A 17137-nucleotide genomic window follows, 5' to 3' on the forward strand; every position below is an offset into this window, starting at 1 on the left:
ACCGCTGCGCTTATTAGCGTTTGGTGTTCTTCAATATCTGGAAAGGGAGTTAGGTATAATTTTTATCTTGGTTTCTTTAGACGTGAATGTCGAGAAGGCTGCCAATTACCTCGTTATTTTTTTCCACAACGGACGCACCAATACGGTTGTAACTTGCGGCTTGAGTAACTTCGATAAGAGGTTCGATAACAGTGGTATGTGCGGCTAGGGAAGGGGTCGCGGCGAAAGCCACGTTTTTAGCGAGTTCGACTTTATTGAATGATAAGTCTTCACCGCCTTTTACGAAGGTTTGTTGAATCTCATGTGCAGCTTTATCCGCCATCTTGTGCGACAACTGCATGATTTGTTGACCGGAGTGAATCCCTGAAACTGGCATGATTATAATTCCACTTATTATGCTGCTGTTAGCATAGGAAGCGTTTATAAAACGTGCAAGTGATTTATATCAATAACTTAATCAAACAAACAGTTTAGATAACATTTCACGCTCTTCAGTGGAGAGCAATGGCTTTTCCTTTTTGTTCAGCGTCATGCTGATTTCGCCTTGCAATGTCTTTAACTGACTTGCCGTTAGGTCTCCAAGCTTCTTTTTTAGCTCTTTAAATTGTTGCGCTTTCATCTCTGTATCCTCGCTGTACTCAGGTTTATCCTTCATGTCCTGTCTAACGGCCTCCGTGGCCACACAACATACTTATTCAATAGAATTAGATTAGAATTTGATCGATGGTTTTTTGTCCGAGTATTGTCAAGGTGCGTTAAGTGATACGTAAGACTTTTCCTATGAAAGGTAATTTTACCTACTTCGGGTTATCTAAAATTAAAAAGGGAAGCAAAAGTGCTTCCCTAATTTCATAAAGAACGCGTGTTAAGTCACATGCACCTTTAAGTTAGTCTCTCTAAGGTCGAGTTAGTTCACACGAACGGCAAATTTGCTCGCCAGCGAGTGAAGCTCAGGCAGCATGCGATAAATAAGGTGGAGTTGTTGAAGCACCATACGCGCCGAGCTGTCATCCTCATCGCGCCATTCGTTCAAACGCTGCTCAAGTCCCGCATCGTCAATGTTGGATAAATCGCACTCTTCGCAATGTTGGTGTAATTGTTGATGCAACACATCCAAATGCTGGTGGATACAACGGTGAGCATCCAGAACCAGTTTATGAATGGATTCATCTTCGATGCGAGTACGATGGGCACCTAAAGCAGAGATGTAGCTGAGCATGGCGTGGTTGAGCGTCAGAAAGCGGAAGCTCTCATCGACGGCTGCGCGATACTTACCTGGTTCAGCAAGCATTGTGCTGATTGCTGACGTCAATGTCGCATCATTATTGTGAGCCTGACGACGAGCAATGCGGTAGCTCAGGTTGTCTTTCTTACCGATACGATATTGGCCGATGATCTGATCCAAATACTGTTTATTCGCATCTATCGCATCAGACATCACTTTATGCAGTCTTCTCGATTGCCAGTCAGGTAAAATGAACATCACAGCCGCGACGGCTAGCGCGCAGCCAATCAGTGTATCGGCAAGCCGAGGCAGCACCACTGCGTAGCCTTCACCTAACTGGTTGAACAGGAACAAGACTAACAAGGTGATAAATCCGGTCGCGTAGCCGTAGTTGTTCATCCTAAATGCAAAGAACATCACGCCCGAAACAACGATAAACACCAGCTGACTTTCTTGAGAAGGGAAGAACGTTAGCAGCGGTACGCCAATCAACAACCCCGCTAAAGTACCGATCACACGAGCCGTAAGTTTTTGGCGCGTCGCACTGTAGTTCGGCTGGCATACAAACAGCGTTGTAAGCAAAATCCAGTAACCGCGGTCAATATCAAACAGCTGAATGATGCCGTACCCAATAGTAAGCGCAATTGACATACGTAGCGCATGTCGAAACAGCATCGAATCTTTATGAAGGTTAGCCGAAATGCGCTGCCACATTGCTTTCAACGTATGTGGGTTGGTATCGGCAAGCGTGTCTTCTTCTAGGCGTTCGGCATCCGGGTTATTGATGTTGTTTAGCTGCTTTTCAACCGTAGCGAGGTTGTTGAACAGGTAAGTCAGCTGCATTAACAAACGCTTCCAATGACCTTGTTGCTGCTCTTCCAAATACGCCAGTGAATTTTGTAGTTCTGCCAAAGCCAGAATCGACTCATCGGTGTGAGTGTATTCGTTGCCGAGTTGAATAGCTTGAGCAATATCTCGGCAAGCTTGCGCTTGTGTCTCAAGAAGATATTTAAAGCGGAACAGCACGTCTGAACGCTCAAACTCCGTTGCCAAATCTTGGTAGCGGTAGTGGCTCGAACTCACGCGTTCGTGAATGTCCTGCGCGATAAAATAGATATTCAAGAATCGGTCACTTGGGCCGTCTACATGACCACGCTTGGAACGGGTGAGTAGCGTTGCTTTACACGCATTGAGTGCGGTGACCGTTGCAGCATTAAGGCGAGCCGCTTCAATACGCATTGGTTGCGGTGCAAGGTTCGTGACTGGGTGGAAAAGCTTGGCTTTGGCATCGAGATAATTAGCAAGCGCAAGAAACACGTTCGCGAGGCTTAATTGTACCGGCTGCAACGGCCAGAACATTTGCCAGATCATCGACATAAAGTAATACCAAGCGGCACCAGTTAGCAGTAACAACGGCTGGAACCAAATATTCGTGCTTTCGTGCGCGCCGAGCATGGTGTAAATGGCGATCAGCAACGAACCAAATGCGATACTGGCATACTTTGGCCCAATTGCGCCAAGCATGATAAAGCCAAACGTGGAAATAAACAGACCCGTGGCAAACAGCCAAGGGGTGTGAAACAGTATTTCAATAGAGAAGGCCGCAACCGCGAAACAGATAAACGTGAGAATCAGAGCTTTGATTCGTCCCATAAAGCTGTCATCACTTTCCGCTAGTGCAGCGGCAATCACACCTAGTATGAGAGGTGTGATCAAGGTGTTTTGTCCGAAGTACCAAGCAGGAATAACGACACCCAACAGGGTGATCAATATAAGAATGCTGTAGTTAATGGTTTTATTTGCCCAATAGAGGCGAAATTTAGAAGCTGCTTGCACAATGCGCCTTACATTTCCGATAAAAACGGAGAAAAATTCCCAATTTCACTCAAGGATGACAGCTTGAGAACGTTGACGTTCTCACGGTTAACGCTCACCAATTGAGCCTTAAAACAAACGGCTTTCACGGGCGATATCATCTTGAAGTTGTTTGGATATGTTACCAAGCTCACTATAGCGTGTTTATGATTTAATTTAAGAAAAAATCACGCTTGGTTATGAAATCGACAAAAATGTCATTGACTTAAGAATGCAGAGCAGTTTCGGATGCGAAAACCGTCTAGAGTTTGGGTTTATAGCGTTGAAGTAATGACAATTATGTTCACAAAATCAGCAGTAATGTGAATTTTATTAAAGAATCAAGGAAGATGCGTATTTAGGTGGCGGTCGCTGCTACAATTTGAAGCCCTAAAATGATATAAATCGACAACTTCTCACTTAAAAGGCGCACGTTTCATGCAGCTTACTGCCACCAGCAAAGCACAGTTTTTTATTCAAAATGAGTATTATCATGTCGAAATAAAAGAGAACAGTGTTTTATTAAGCTCAATTGGCAGTGAAGAGCATATTCCTTTCACCGTCTGGAACGGTAAAGTCAACGTGAAACGCGGCCTGTTTTGGAGCTCGCTTCAGTTCTTCGCTCACGAGCAAGATGGCAAGCAACAAAGTTGGTTAGTACAAGGTTTACCTTGGCCTCAATGCCGTAAGTTTGCGTTGGAAGCTGTGCGTCAGTATCAAGAGTGGCACAACACTCAGTGCCGAAAACTGGCGGAGTACCTTCCTAAATGGGAAGAAGAGTTGTACCAGCTCAAACACCTTCCTGCCTATCTTTCTCATTCTCAAGTTATGGCGTGGGTAGAGAAACTCAATCAAGAACTCGCAGAAATCAAGACCAGCCTAGACGAAGCTAAAATGCGCATGCCTAATCGCATGGGTGAAATTGAGCCTTGGCTGGTTGACACCTCTCATACGCTGGGAGAGCGCAATCACGAATGGTTGGAGAACGAACGTCCTAATTGGGAAGTCTTGTTCAACCGCATTGAATCGTCTCCGCTGAACTTGTCGCAACAATACGCAGTGTTGCTCAATGATGATCACAACCTTGTTTTGGCTGGGGCAGGCTCGGGTAAAACCAGCGTATTGACTGCAAGAGTGGCTTACTTACTTCAAAGCCATCAAGCTCAAGCGGAAGAACTTTTGATGCTTGCGTTTGGCCGAGATGCCGCGAAAGAAATGAAAGAGCGTTTGGTTGATAAAGTCGGTTTGGCGGCAGAAGGCGTAAGAGTCAATACCTTTCATCAACTCGGCTTGTACATTCTTAATCAAGTCGAGCAGCAGCCTGTCGAAATCAGCCCTCTTGCATTAGACGATAACCAACGCACGGCTTGGTGTGTCGACTGGTTGAAAAAGCACTGGATGACACCAACAAATTTCAAACGTTGGCAAAAGCATTTAGATAAATGGCCTATTGCTTACCTGAAAGGTGATGATGAGCTGGGTAGCCATTCGGAAAATCCGAAGCTAATTGCTTGGTTGGATTCTCAATTGTCGCATTTAGCTGCTGTTGGTTTAACGAAAAAGCAAGTGCAAGAGAAGTTGGTGGATCACCAAGACTATACCCGCCTCAATAGCGAATTAGCACTGTGTTGGCCGTGCTTTTCTGCATGGCAAAAAATGCTCAAAGAGAGCAATCAAGTCGATTTCCCAACCATGATAAGTCGAGCAACGGATTACGTGAATAAAGGGAAGTTCGTATCGCCTTGGCGTTTTGTTATGGTCGATGAGTATCAAGATATCTCTCCAGATCGTTTGGCGTTGATCGAAGCGTTATGTGAATCAACAGAGAAGCAGCCTGGCGCAACCTTGTTTGCCGTAGGCGATGACTGGCAAGCGATTTACCAGTTTGCGGGCGCAGATGTGGACTTGATTACTGGGTTTAAAGAGCGATTCGCTCACTCTACGGTACATCACCTAGACACGACCTATCGTTTCAATAATCAAATTGGCGATGTGGCGAATGCGTTCGTGCAGCAAAACCCATCACAATTACCGAAGACGCTCAACAGCCACAAACAACGCAAGCAAAAGAGCGTGCACACAGCGCCAAGCAACCAAGTTGAGAAAATCCTCGATCAATTGAATCAACAAGCGAAACAAACTAAGTCTGTATTGCTGCTTGGCCGTAATCATTACCATAAACCCGATTTGTATGATGACTGGTTAAGACGATTCCCGAATCTCGATATTCGTTTTATGACTTGTCATGCGAGTAAAGGTCGAGAAGCCGATTTTGTGATTATTTTGGCTGTGGATGAAGGGCAGTTCCCAGCGAAGAAGAAGCAGATTCACATCGATGGTGCGTTGACCGAGTCCAAAGACAAATTCCCGTATGCCGAAGAGCGCCGACTGTTCTATGTCGCGATTACGCGTGCAAAAGAGAAAGTGTGGATCACGCATACGGGGGCAGGTTCTGCATTTGTGCAAGAACTCGTAAGTGGCGACTACCCAATCGTTACCTCACGCTAAACGCACTTTTTCAACCGTTAAAAACAACAAAGGCGATACTCAGTATCGCCTTTGTTTTATCTATTCGATTACGTCGATTTACATGCGTTCTGCAAGGTAAGCTTCGTAATCTGGCACTTCGATGTCGACTTCTTGTTCTAAAAGAGGAGAGTCGAAGAGGAATTTTGCCGTTGCACGGTTAGTCGCAACTGGGATGTTCCAAACACTCGCAATACGAAGTAGGGCTTTCACATCAGGGTCGTGAGGTACGGCGTTTAGTGGATCCCAGAAGAAGACCAACACATCGATTTTACCTTCCGAAATCAATGCTCCGAGTTGTTGGTCGCCACCCATCGGGCCGCTGATCATACTCTTAATTGCTAAGCCAGTTTCTTTACTCAGCATGTGGCCAGTTGTGCCTGTAGCGTACAAGAAATGGCGTTGCAGCTTTTCTTTATTCTCTTTTACCCAGCGAAGGAGCTCAGGTTTGCAATTGTCGTGGGCAACCAATGCCACGTGTTTATGCGCAGGCATGGTACGAGTCGTTTTTTGCATCAAGTTATTCCGATTTTATGATTATGAACTGGTTATCTATCAATAAAACACTTTTTTAGCGTATCAATCAACAGCCTTTATGCTGAATGTCGGCCTATATTCTGACGGAGATAACGATTCTTCAATTGTGTCATCGTGAAGCGTCTTTGGCGTCAGTGGTTTGATGATTGGCGATGCCTGTTTTTCATACGGTTGATGGCGTAAATAGTGCGCCGCTTGCATGACAGACAGGCGGCCTTGCTGCACCATTTTGTCTGTCGGAGCAAAAAGCACTTTATTGCGCAGAAGACCACGATACACACCGTGACTCAAATACACCGATACCAAACCAATATCATGGGTTTTATCTGCGCTGCGCAATTCACTGATGGCTGCTTCTATGGCGACCGCACTGCCGACGATGTAATCAATGTTCCCCATATCAATCACGCGCTGCACTAGGTTACGCTGTAACTCTTTGTCGTTGTCTGCCCAAAAGGAGTCAACGATGTGGATGTCGCTGTTTTTGATAGCTTCATAAAACCCCGTTGTGACAGGCTTAGTGCCACCACGAGTACGCGGGCCAAGCAGTAGGGCAATATTGGTTTTACCTGAGCCTTTTGGATGGCGCTCGGCTAAGTACTTACCGGCCTCGTAACCCATCCAATACCAATCGACACCGACTTCGCCTTTGAGCAGTGTGCTCTGTTCTTCATCAAGATCGAGTTGGTTGACTGTTGCAAATACGGGCGTGTTGCCGACCCAACTTTTTAAGTTGTGTTCATAGGCGTGAGGATCAACCGTGCCTAAAATAATGGCATCCGCACCCCATTGGGTACACAGCGCAAGTTGCTGCTCTTGACGACTTTTATTTGGGTAGCCACCTGCTTCTAATACGCGCAGGTTAACGCCTTGTTTCTCTGCTTCAGAGACCATTCCATAGTTTACTGATAACCAGTAAGAATCCTTTAAATGAGGGTAGATCGCACAGATCTTTTCAGCGGCCACAGAAGGCAGTGAAGCGCAAAGTGACGCTGCCAAGACTGAATGCTTGAAAATTGTACGAATTGAGCGTTGATTTATAACCATGAAATGAAGTTCGTTGGCATAGATTAAGTAAACACTGCAAAATATAACGTAATATGTCGCCGAACACGAACATTAAGGTCATGAAAATATGTTGCTAGCAACCGCAAGCATCGGTCGTAAACTTCTGTTGTCATTCATCGCGATGGCAATGCTGGTCATGTTATCAGCATTGATTGGCGTATCCGGCTTTTCGCTGGTGGCAAAAACAGAAAGGAACGTGGTAGATGCCGCGATCCCCGCCATGATAGAAGCGCGACAAGTCTCGGAATTGAGTACTCGAATCATTTCATCGGTGCAAATGCTCTCTAATGCGCAAAATGAGCAAGAGAGGAAAGAAGCCGGACGAGTGTTGTTCGAACAACTTGAATCGCTGTTGACGCACATTAAAGAGTTAGGTGGTGAGTCATTTGATTCAAAACTGCTCGATGCACTTGAAAGCAACGTTCAGAATGTGATCAATAACCTCGCGGAGCTTGGTGTCACGGTTGAAAGAAAGTTGTGGCTCGCGAAAGAAATTGATACTCGTGTTGAAGAAATGCGCCTGCTGAGTGAAGAGTTAGAACAGCTCACTCGTACTCAAGTTCAAAACACCAGCACGATTGCGGTTGCTAACGTAACCCATATTTATGACCTGTTAGAAGCGAATAAAAAAGACCAAGTCTATCAAGCGCTCGATGCCTTGGTTGAAGTCGATCTTGACCTAACCGAGCGTCTGCACGAACTGCATCTTCTCGCTTTTAAAATGCTTAATCAAATAGAAGAAGCACGCACTCTGACCAACGTTGATCGTATCCAACAAATCCAGACGGCGTTTGAAAACAATCTTAAGATCATGAAACGCCGCGTCTTAGCGGTCGAAGACCCAACACGTTCAAAACAGATGAGCCAATTGCTCACCGAGCTCGGTAAGCGCCAAGTGGTATTTACCATTTTGCTGCAACAATACGAAAACAACGAACAATCTCAACAGTTGATGCAAAAAACGCTGGAGCTGTTTTCTGAATTGAACAGCACCGTAAACAAGCTGGTGGACGATTCCAACAAAACCACCACGTTTGCCGTTGACCAGCTGACCAATACCCTGAAATTTGCCCAATGGTCGCTAACGGTGATCTCGATTGTCGGTTTGATTGTGGTTGTGCTTATCCTTTGGCGCGTGGTGTACGTGTCGGTAGTGAAACGTCTGGCGGAATACTCTGCTGCGCTGCTTTCTGTTGCTCAAGGTAACTTGGCTGTTGAACTAGAAGTTAAAGGCAAAGACGAACTCGCGCACATGGGGCAAGCTATCATCACCGCCCGCAATACCGCCCAAGCGCTCAAAGTGGTGGCAGAAGGGGAAGCAAAAGCCAAACGGGATCTGGAAGAACACAAAGAACACCTTGAAGAATTGATTGAGCAGCGCACTTCGCAGTTGAGACAAGCAAACCTGCGCTTGAATGAAGAGGTCGTGAACCACGCTCAGGCACGTAATGAAGCCGAGCAGGCGAGCCGCGCGAAATCGGCCTTCTTAGCGACAATGAGCCATGAAATTCGAACGCCGATGAACGGCGTGCTCGGTACTGCTCGTTTGTTAATGGATTCTGGTTTAAACCCAATTCAAAAGCGTTACGCGGAGATCATCAACCGCAGTGGTAAAACCTTGCTTGCCATCTTAAATGACGTTCTTGATTACTCGAAAATTGAAGCCGGCCATCTTGAGATTCGCCGATTGGGCTTCGACCTACATCAAATGGTTGAAGACACGTTCCAACTGATGAACAGCCGAGCACAAGAGAAGCAACTGCTGTTCTCTTACCACATTGAAAGTGATGTCAGCCGATACTGGAAAGGGGATGTAACGCGCATTAGCCAAGTGCTGAACAATCTAGTGGGTAACGCGATCAAATTCACTGAAGACGGTGAAATTGATATTTACGTCAGCCTGAATCCAGAAGACGAATCGCAAGTGCTATTTGAAGTCTCAGACACAGGTATCGGCATTTCGAAAAAAGATCAGAAAACTCTGTTTGATGCCTTCACGCAAGCAGAAGGTGGTCTGAACCAAATCGGTGGTACAGGGCTTGGTTTGGCGATCAGCAAACGCATTGTAGAAGCCATGGGCGGCGTGCTAGAAGTCGACTCAGAAGAGGGCGAAGGCAGCCGTTTCTGGTTCTCCATCCCACTTGAAGAAAGCGAGCCTGTGGAAGTCGGTGTTGTGGCGAGCGCTCGCTGCAAGGTGAAAGCCAAAGTGCTGTTGGTCGAAGACAATGAAGTAAACCGCGTAGTGGCGGAAGGTTTCCTTCAGAGCATGGGGCACCAAGTTGTGATGGCGGAAGATGGCCTGCAAGCTGAACGAATCATTGATAAACAAGATTTTGACATCGCGCTTGTTGACATCAATTTACCTGATTGTGACGGCACGGATTTGATTCAACGCTTAAAACGCATCGAACGTAACAAGCCAGGTGACAAAGCGCTGTCACCGACACCTATGATTGCGGTGTCTGCTCATGTTTTTGCGGAAGAAGTGGAACGCTACTTGGCCGCGGGTTTTGATGGTTACTTGCCAAAACCGGTTGAGAAAGAAGCCCTTGCTACGTTGATTCAGGATGTTCTGGATGGCAAACAATTACTGCTTCCGCAAAGTGGAGAATGCTTACTTCTGAGCGAAACGAGCGATACCAATCTAACTATTGAAAATCAGGTCGAACAAGACCACCAACAACGAGAGGAACCAGAAATGGTCATCATTAATCCAAGCGTGATCCAGTCCGACATGAAGATTTTAGGCAGAGAAAAAATGCTGCATATCATCGACTTGTTCAGAAATACCAGTGCGGATGTACTTGGACAGTTGGTTGAGTCAGCAGAAAAAAATGACAGCCTAGCAGTGAAAAATCTCGCTCATAAACTAAAAGGCAGTGCGGGGAGTTTAGGTCTTACTGCGTTAATGAACACTTGCCAAAGTATCGAGATTGCAGCCGAACCGCTAGATACATACAACGCTCAGCAAGGTTTGTTGGACGAGCAAGTCGCAGCGTCAGTTAATGCACTTGATGAGCTGATGGCAGAATAAAGCTCTGCGTTTTAAACCTAATCCCAAACCTAAAAACAAAAACCTCCGGTAAATGCCGGAGGTTTTTTCTATTTGGTCATGTCATCTTCCCACTCGAATCGAGTGTCTAAGGCATAAGGGTCATCATCTAATGGATGTTCCACTTTGCCACGCAAGTATTCGAGTTGATGCTCAAGCATGTTGACCGTCTCGTAGTCTCCCTCTGAACAAGCAACGTAAATTTGTTGCTCCAGAGCGGCAATGTTGTCTCGGATACCCATGAGAACCCCCTTAAATCATCATCGATTCTCAAAACGATTATAGTCAAGTAATCCAAATTCGATCGGTTGATTTGTACGGTACCAATTGTGGATACGATCGCTAAACGGCCAGAATTTTTCCGAGCTACGGCGAATCGCAAAACTATCCAACAACTTAACGTAATCGGCTTCGTTTTGAATCGCGCTAAACTGATCGACAAATTCTTTTACTTGGTTTTCTTTAAGCGAGAAAAATGCTGCTGGGTAGCTACCGACAACGCCGCGCACGATGGTCATATCGTCGTTGGCGAAGTCTCGGTTGCTTTCTTCATCAAACAAACTCGAAATATTGGTGTGCGCATTATTGTGAAGTAGGGTGAACAGTTCGTCCTTACCTGACTTACTACGCACCATCAGCATCGTGATTTGTGGGACGTTTTGTAGCCCTTCACCACGCACTTGACCGATGCGCTTTAGCTCTTTTTCCGTTTTATCTGAAAGCGCAGTATCGGTAATCTCATAACGAGGCAGCAGCACTGGCGATAAGCGTTTGCGCATCATGTTCAGTAGCTCGGTTTTTGGATCGTCCGTTTTGTAAACAACGCTGGTCGGTTGATTAAAAGGCTTCACGTTACGTTGCAAAAAGTCACTAAGCTGAGGGCTTTGATCTTGATACCAGCTCGATTGAAGCTGGTGGCGCATATCCGCAGGCAGCAAGGTAACAAAGTTACTCTCGCCTTCAAGACGTAAGAAGTCCATGAACATACGCGTCATCAACTGGTGACCAAAGTTACCGTATACGTCAAATCCTGCTACCAATAGGTAGTGAATACGCTCCAGCAAAGCGTAATCTAAGATCCAGACTGTTTTTGGCTGCTCGCCAACCAACCCTTGAACTACAGATGCACTGTCAAAATGACGGAATACTGTTAATGCTGCATTTGGGTTGGTGCCGTTACCATCCCAAATGACGTCAGTCGATAGGTTTTCGCCATGCTTAAACCAGTTGTTCGTAAACTCAGATTTTGCTTCAAGATAACGCGCTTGTTGGCGTGCGTACTTAACCCAGTTTGTGACTGGAAGCGTATTACTTTCTTGTTCGGCTGGCAGTTTTAAGTTATCTGCTTGTGAACGGTAGAACTCGTTAACCTCAGGAATGTCAGCTTTGTCTGGGTCCAAGAAGAATACCCAGAAGCGATCATTGATGACGTTAAGTGCAAGCTGACCACGACAAACAGGGCCTTTAATGTACGCCATGATGGTGTTTTGCGCATTATCAAGCATGAATTTGAAGCGAGACTTCACTGGCATATCAATGAATGCCGTCATCGGGTTAGCTGCAACTTCTGGCTCGTAGCTAGGTAGCTGAGTAACGGAGTAATCCGCTTCAATAAACCACTTTTTCCAGTTACTGATGCGCTGTGTGTTGAGCGCAAATGGCATGTGCGTTTTGTCAACAATAGTGCCTTGTTCTGGAATGATTCGGTAGTAAACGCGTTCAACGCCCGGATCGTCGTAAGGGCGACGAGTGGAAATGCGCTTCACTGGTTGTCCTGGCGGCGTTGCGGAGCGCACGAGGGTAAAGAAGCGCGGTTTTTCGCTCAACTCAGAGAAGTACAGGTGCGACAGGAACAAGTGCTCGTAAATGTAACGCGACATCAACTGGTTTTTGAGGTCTGAATGGTTGAGCAGTGTTTCGTATTGATTGATTTTCGCCTGCTCTTGGTCACTGATTGGCGTGTGCATATTCATGATCGCGCCGTTTTCTAGCCAAGTCATCAGCGTGTGGTATTCGCTGTTGGTTAGATTCGGCATACCAAATGGCATTCCCCAGTTTGGGTTGTCTTTTTCGTACTGTTCGTACTCTTCAATTGTCGGGCAGGTTTGCTCACGATCAATCGAAAAATCAAAACCTTCTAATTGCACTTGGTCTGGCAAGGGATGGCGCTCTTTCTGTTGCAATAAACGAGCGATAAGGCCAGCTTCAAGGTTTGCCGCCATGCTTTGGTCGCGTTCATTCAAAACAGGGTGGAAGCCAGCGTCGCGCCATTCTTGGGTGGTTTCTGCATCTTCAAACAAGCGAGTAGGCGCAGCCGCTGTCAGGCGAGTGCCTTCATAAACCAACGCTTTCGATGCTCCGCGGTCGATCCCTTCTACCGATGAAAGTTTTAGCTGACATGGCGCATCGTAGCAGGCGTGGCAAACCACACAGCGGTTATCGACGATAGGTTTTACCTCGCGTTGGAAGAAATCTGCCTGCGGCGTTTCAACGCTGGCAGTACGCTCACGAACCAACTGAGGGCCGAACAATTGGTCAAAGTTCAGGCCAGCATAAGTAGCACAACCAGCAAACAGACTGGCAATGCAGAGTATAAAAATTAGACGCAAATTCATTGAGTTATTTTGAGTAAATTGAATTTGCATTAATTAAAGCAAAATAAGTGACGAAATACCAAAAATCGAGACAAATAGCCGCGCTTTCTTTACCTATTTATGGATTTAAATAGATAACCCTTACGGTGAATTGTCTGAATTTGATCTGGTGGCATGCCTTCGGCAATCAAGCGTTTTCGCATTCGACTGATGTGCATATCCAGCGCTCGGTCATGATCAGTGAACGGACGTTGCAAAACGGTTTGATAGAGGAAAGATTTGGTCAGTACTTTATCTTGATGCTGAATGAGCGTGCGCAGCAGTTCAAACTGAATGGGCGTGAGTTGGATATCCGTCTTTTTTGGTTGGCTTTGAATCGTAACAGACTGCGTGTACTTATCGAGCGTAAGTACATGATCTGCTGAAGAAGAGTGACCACAATCTTGGCTATCAGACGTTAAGGTTGGCAAAACTGACAAGGTTGCTTGAACGCTCACGTTGATACCCAGATTAATAATGAAATTGCGAACCATTATCATCAATGGGCAATAAAAAATCAATGCAATATATAAAGAAGATATTCAAATCGATGATGACAAGTGGTTGGTAAATGTGCTCATTGTCCGGCCTGTTATTGCAACGCTATGCCAGTTGAGATGAGGTTTGGTTATATCTTGTATAACTTCAATCGTTTTTTCAGCAGGCATACCATAAAGGAAGTTTTTAACGTGAAGGAATAAAAAACGTGAACTTTCGCAAAAATACTCTAGTACTCACGATGCTTGCAACGGCAGCTCCGATTGCCGCACAAGCAGCTTCTAAACCCAACATGCTGGTTATCATGGGTGATGACATCGGCTACGGTAACATCTCTGCTTACAACCAAGGCATGCTTGGCTACAACACACCAAACATCGACAGAATTGCGCAAGAAGGTGCGCTTTTCACAGCGTACTACGCGCAGCAATCTTGTACTGCGGGCCGTAGTACTTTCATTACTGGTCAAATGCCAATCCGTACCGGTTTGACGAAAGTAGGCCTACCAGGTGCAGAACAAGGTCTTCAACCGCAAGACATTACAATGGCGACGGCACTTAAAGATATGGGCTACGCGACAGGCCAATTTGGTAAAAACCACCTTGGTGACAAAGATGAAATGTTGCCAACAAACCACGGTTTTGATGAGTTCATGGGTAACCTTTACCACTTGAACGCGGAAGAAGAGCCTGAAAACCCTGATTACCCGAAAGATCCTGCGTTCCGCAAAAACTTTGGCCCGCGTGGCGTAATCCATTCTTATGCCGATGGCAAAATTGAAGACACAGGTCCTTTGACGCGTAAGCGCATGGAAACGGTCGACCAAGAAACGCTAGACGCGGCAATGAACTTCATGGAGCGTCAAGTTAAAGCGAACAAGCCGTTCTTCTTGTGGTACAACGCAACGCGCATGCACATTTGGACGCATGTGAAAGAAGAAAACCGTACAACAGGTTTGGGTGAATACGCAGATGGTATGGTAGAGCACGACAACATGGTTGGTGAGTTGCTAGATAAACTGGATGATCTGAAAGTTGCCGACAACACCATCGTGATTTACACCACCGATAATGGTCCGATGAACGCGACCTGGCCTGATGCAGCATTTGGTCCTTTCCGTGGTGAGAAAAACACAGGTTGGGAAGGTGGCTTCCGCGTACCAGCAATGGTTCGTTGGCCTGGGCACATTGCACCAAATACGAAGTTAAATGACATCTTTGCGGGTGAAGACTGGTTCCCAACACTGCTTTCTGCGGCGGGTAACAACACCATCAAGCAAGACTTGCTGAAAGGCTACAAATCATCGTCTGCTGATCGCACATACAAAAACCATTTAGATGGTTACAACCAAATGAATTACTTGATGGGTAAAGACAAAGAGTCTGCTCGTGATGAGTTCTTCTACTGGTCAGACGATGGCGATTTGCTAGCAATGCGTGACAAGCGCTTCAAGCTTCACTTCAAGATCCAAGAGCATGAAGGTTGGGATGTTTGGACGAAAGAGTTCACAAACCTACGTATACCAATGATCTTCGACCTTAAAGTTGACCCACTAGAGAAGGGCGACCAAGGCTTCGGTTACGAAACATGGCAGTTCAACCACGTATTCTTGCTTGTTCCTGCTCAAGCGAAAGTAGCGAAAGTTCTGAAATCATTCAAAGAGTTCCCACCACGTCAAGAGATCCCAAGCTTCTCGGTTGATAAAGTGATGGAACAAATGAAGAACCTAAGTAAAGTTCAACAAGCGAAAGGTTAATCCTAAGCGTATTTGAACCCCCAACGGTTCGCAATGATGATCTATCTTGGTTGTCGGCGCGAACCGTTTTTTATTTTATCTATTTCGCAACCCTCTAATCGTTTGTTATCTCTTCCTGCCATTCCTTGCGTTAGCGAACCTTCTCTTATCTAAACGCCTTCAGATCTTTGTTGTCGCCGTGTGAACATGTTCGCGGAAATTATTAAACCCCATTGCCTTTATTCTCATTTTGAATATTCGCAAATCCGGAGGTTGTGAACTATACATTCTGTTGCAGGAAGCACTTTTCTAATACACACAGAGGTTTATATGACAGCGAAATATGGCGTTAAACGCCGATTAGCGATTCTTGCCGCGGCTTTAATTGGCGCGACAAGCAGCAGTATCGCGGCAGAAAAACCTAACATTCTCGTCATCTGGGGTGATGATATTGGCCAGTCCAATCTCAGTGCGTACACCTTTGGCTTGATGGGATACAAAACACCAAACATCGACAGCATCGCGAAAGAGGGCATGATGTTCACAGATTACTACGGTGAACAATCTTGTACTGCGGGTCGTTCCACCTTTATTACCGGCCAGACTGTGCTCAGAACGGGTTTAAGTAAAGTCGGACTTCCTGGTGCTGACCTAGGTTTGAAAGCGGAAGACGCTACTATTGCGGAAATGCTTAAACCAATGGGTTACATGACTGGTCAGTTTGGTAAAAACCACTTAGGGGATAAAGACGAACATCTTCCTACTAACCACGGCTTCGATGAATTTTTTGGCAACCTTTACCACCTGAACGCTGAGGAAGAACCGGAGAACGTCGATTACCCTAAAGATCCTGAGTTCCGTAAGAAGTTTGGCCCACGCGGTGTGATTCGTTCGTACGCTGACGGCAAAATTGAAGATACGGGGCCTCTGACTCGTAAGCGTATGGAAACGGTGGACGAAGAGACGTTAGATGCGGCACTCGACTTCATGGATCGTGCCGTGAAAGCGAAAAAACCATTCTTCGTATGGTGGAACGCAACCCGCATGCACTTCCGTACTCACGTGAAGCCAGATAACCAAGGCAAAACCGGCATCAGTACTTATGCTGATGGTATGGTAGAGCACGACAACCATGTTGGTCAGCTACTGAAAAAAGTGGATGACTTAGGCATTAAAGACAACACCATTGTTTTCTACTCAACCGATAATGGCCCACACATGAACTCGTGGCCAGATGCGGGTACAACGCCATTCCGTGGCGAGAAAAATACCAACTGGGAAGGTGCGTACCGTGTTCCTGCAATGGTACGTTGGCCAGGTAAAATTAAAGCGGGTTCTGTCTCGAATGACATCATGCACCACATGGACTGGATGCCTACATTTGTAGCCGCCGCTGGTGATGACAACATCAAAGAGAAACTGCTTAAAGGTTACAGCGCGGGTGATAAGAAATTCAAAGTTCACCTAGATGGTTATAACTTCCTGCCATACCTCACTGGTAAAGAAGAGAAAGCACCGCGTGAAGAGATTTTCTACTTCTCGGACGATGGCGATTTAACTGCGCTTCGTTACAACAAGTGGAAATTGGTCTTCATGGAACAACGTGCAAAAGGTACGTTGCGTATTTGGGCTGAACCATTCACCAAATTACGTGTGCCGAAGATCTTCAACTTGCGCATGGACCCTTATGAAGTTGCGGATGTTACCTCCAACACGTACTACGATTGGATGCTTGATCGCGCCTACATGTTGGTGCCAGCACAAACGTATGTTGGTCGATTCCTAGAAACCTTCAAAGAGTTCCCGCCAAGGCAAAAAGCCGCAAGTTTCTCGCTTGATCAAGTGATGGAGAAACTGCAAGAGAACCCGAATAAGTAGGTTTGTTGCACGATCAAAACTCCAAATCGAGAGGCTCTGAGGAGCCTCTTTTTTTGCGCACCGTTTAAGTTTTTCTTAAAACTCATGTAATTACTTGTCCAAAAAGAAAAAGTCATCCTACAGTTGATGAA

Annotated in this window: 12 protein-coding genes; 4 read left to right on the plus strand and 8 right to left on the minus strand. The window is 45.9% G+C overall.

Annotated elements, in window-relative coordinates:
* Positions 1–76: 76 nt before the first annotated feature.
* The 3 genes from DYB02_RS23550 to yccS form a co-directional block, all read right to left on the minus strand.
* The gene (locus tag DYB02_RS23550) at positions 77–376 is read right to left on the minus strand and encodes a hypothetical protein (RefSeq protein ID WP_029804398.1); all 300 of its coding nucleotides are present in this window, start codon (positions 374–376) and stop codon (positions 77–79) included.
* Between the two features lie 81 nt (positions 377–457).
* Positions 458–655: a hypothetical protein gene (locus DYB02_RS23555; RefSeq protein ID WP_017448124.1), complete on the minus strand. Its 198-nt coding sequence runs from the start codon at positions 653–655 to the stop codon at positions 458–460.
* Between the two features lie 252 nt (positions 656–907).
* Complete coding sequence (gene yccS / locus DYB02_RS23560) at positions 908–3061, minus strand: YccS family putative transporter (protein ID WP_005454352.1); 2154 nt, start codon at positions 3059–3061, stop codon at positions 908–910.
* A gap of 456 nt (positions 3062–3517) precedes the next feature.
* Here yccS and helD point away from each other — a divergent pair, with 456 nt between their 5' ends.
* A complete protein-coding gene (gene helD, locus DYB02_RS23565) occupies positions 3518–5587 on the plus strand; it encodes a DNA helicase IV (RefSeq protein WP_029804399.1) in 2070 nt (689 codons plus the stop codon).
* A 78-nt stretch (positions 5588–5665) separates the two neighbouring features.
* Here helD and DYB02_RS23570 read toward each other — a convergent pair whose 3' ends face one another.
* Both DYB02_RS23570 and torT read right to left on the minus strand, forming a co-directional pair.
* Entirely contained in the window at positions 5666–6121 is a 456-nt protein-coding gene (locus DYB02_RS23570; RefSeq protein ID WP_005454351.1) for a methylglyoxal synthase, read from the minus strand.
* 63 nt (positions 6122–6184) lie between these two features.
* Positions 6185–7234, minus strand: coding sequence for a TMAO reductase system periplasmic protein TorT (gene torT, locus DYB02_RS23575; protein WP_228750870.1), 1050 nt, complete (start codon positions 7232–7234; stop codon positions 6185–6187).
* A 43-nt stretch (positions 7235–7277) separates the two neighbouring features.
* On the opposite strand from torT, the gene torS reads away from it, so the two are divergent.
* The gene (torS, locus tag DYB02_RS23580) at positions 7278–10244 is read left to right on the plus strand and encodes a TMAO reductase system sensor histidine kinase/response regulator TorS (RefSeq protein WP_029804400.1); all 2967 of its coding nucleotides are present in this window, start codon (positions 7278–7280) and stop codon (positions 10242–10244) included.
* 68 nt (positions 10245–10312) lie between these two features.
* On the opposite strand, the gene DYB02_RS23585 is transcribed toward torS, so the two are convergent.
* The 3 genes from DYB02_RS23585 to DYB02_RS23595 all read right to left on the minus strand — a co-directional run bounded on the left by DYB02_RS23585 (position 10313) and on the right by DYB02_RS23595 (position 13353).
* Complete coding sequence (locus tag DYB02_RS23585; RefSeq protein WP_005454225.1) at positions 10313–10504, minus strand: hypothetical protein; 192 nt, start codon at positions 10502–10504, stop codon at positions 10313–10315.
* Between the two features lie 18 nt (positions 10505–10522).
* A complete protein-coding gene (locus DYB02_RS23590) occupies positions 10523–12877 on the minus strand; it encodes a fatty acid cis/trans isomerase (RefSeq protein WP_029804402.1) in 2355 nt (784 codons plus the stop codon).
* An 89-nt stretch (positions 12878–12966) separates the two neighbouring features.
* Positions 12967–13353 (minus strand): winged helix-turn-helix domain-containing protein, encoded by a 387-nt coding sequence (locus tag DYB02_RS23595; RefSeq protein WP_077345884.1) that lies wholly within the window; start codon positions 13351–13353, stop codon positions 12967–12969.
* Between the two features lie 281 nt (positions 13354–13634).
* Between DYB02_RS23595 and DYB02_RS23600 the strand changes: the two genes are divergently transcribed.
* Together DYB02_RS23600 and DYB02_RS23605 are read left to right on the plus strand one after the other, a co-directional pair.
* Positions 13635–15149: an arylsulfatase gene (locus DYB02_RS23600; RefSeq protein WP_021451831.1), complete on the plus strand. Its 1515-nt coding sequence runs from the start codon at positions 13635–13637 to the stop codon at positions 15147–15149.
* A 309-nt stretch (positions 15150–15458) separates the two neighbouring features.
* Positions 15459–17006 carry an arylsulfatase gene (locus DYB02_RS23605; RefSeq protein ID WP_005454162.1) on the plus strand — a complete coding sequence of 516 codons (1548 nt, stop codon included), beginning with the start codon at positions 15459–15461 and terminating at the stop codon, positions 17004–17006.
* Positions 17007–17137: the final 131 nt, after the last annotated feature.

The organism is Vibrio parahaemolyticus, from assembly GCF_900460535.1.
In the GTDB taxonomy this organism is placed as follows: Bacteria; Pseudomonadota; Gammaproteobacteria; order Enterobacterales; family Vibrionaceae; genus Vibrio; species Vibrio parahaemolyticus.

Bases quoted from the DNA above. Each gene is read 5' to 3' on its own strand.
- DYB02_RS23550 (WP_029804398.1), bottom strand. From the start codon at position 376: ATGCCAGTTTCAGGGATTCACTCCGGTCAACAAATCATGCAGTTGTCG.
- DYB02_RS23555 (WP_017448124.1), bottom strand. From the start codon at position 655: ATGAAGGATAAACCTGAGTACAGCGAGGATACAGAGATGAAAGCGCAA.
- helD (WP_029804399.1), top strand. From the start codon at position 3,518: ATGCAGCTTACTGCCACCAGCAAAGCACAGTTTTTTATTCAAAATGAG.
- DYB02_RS23570 (WP_005454351.1), bottom strand. From the start codon at position 6,121: ATGCAAAAAACGACTCGTACCATGCCTGCGCATAAACACGTGGCATTG.
- torS (WP_029804400.1), top strand. From the start codon at position 7,278: ATGTTGCTAGCAACCGCAAGCATCGGTCGTAAACTTCTGTTGTCATTC.
- DYB02_RS23585 (WP_005454225.1), bottom strand. From the start codon at position 10,504: ATGGGTATCCGAGACAACATTGCCGCTCTGGAGCAACAAATTTACGTT.
- DYB02_RS23590 (WP_029804402.1), bottom strand. From the start codon at position 12,877: ATGAATTTGCGTCTAATTTTTATACTCTGCATTGCCAGTCTGTTTGCT.
- DYB02_RS23600 (WP_021451831.1), top strand. From the start codon at position 13,635: ATGCTTGCAACGGCAGCTCCGATTGCCGCACAAGCAGCTTCTAAACCC.
- DYB02_RS23605 (WP_005454162.1), top strand. From the start codon at position 15,459: ATGACAGCGAAATATGGCGTTAAACGCCGATTAGCGATTCTTGCCGCG.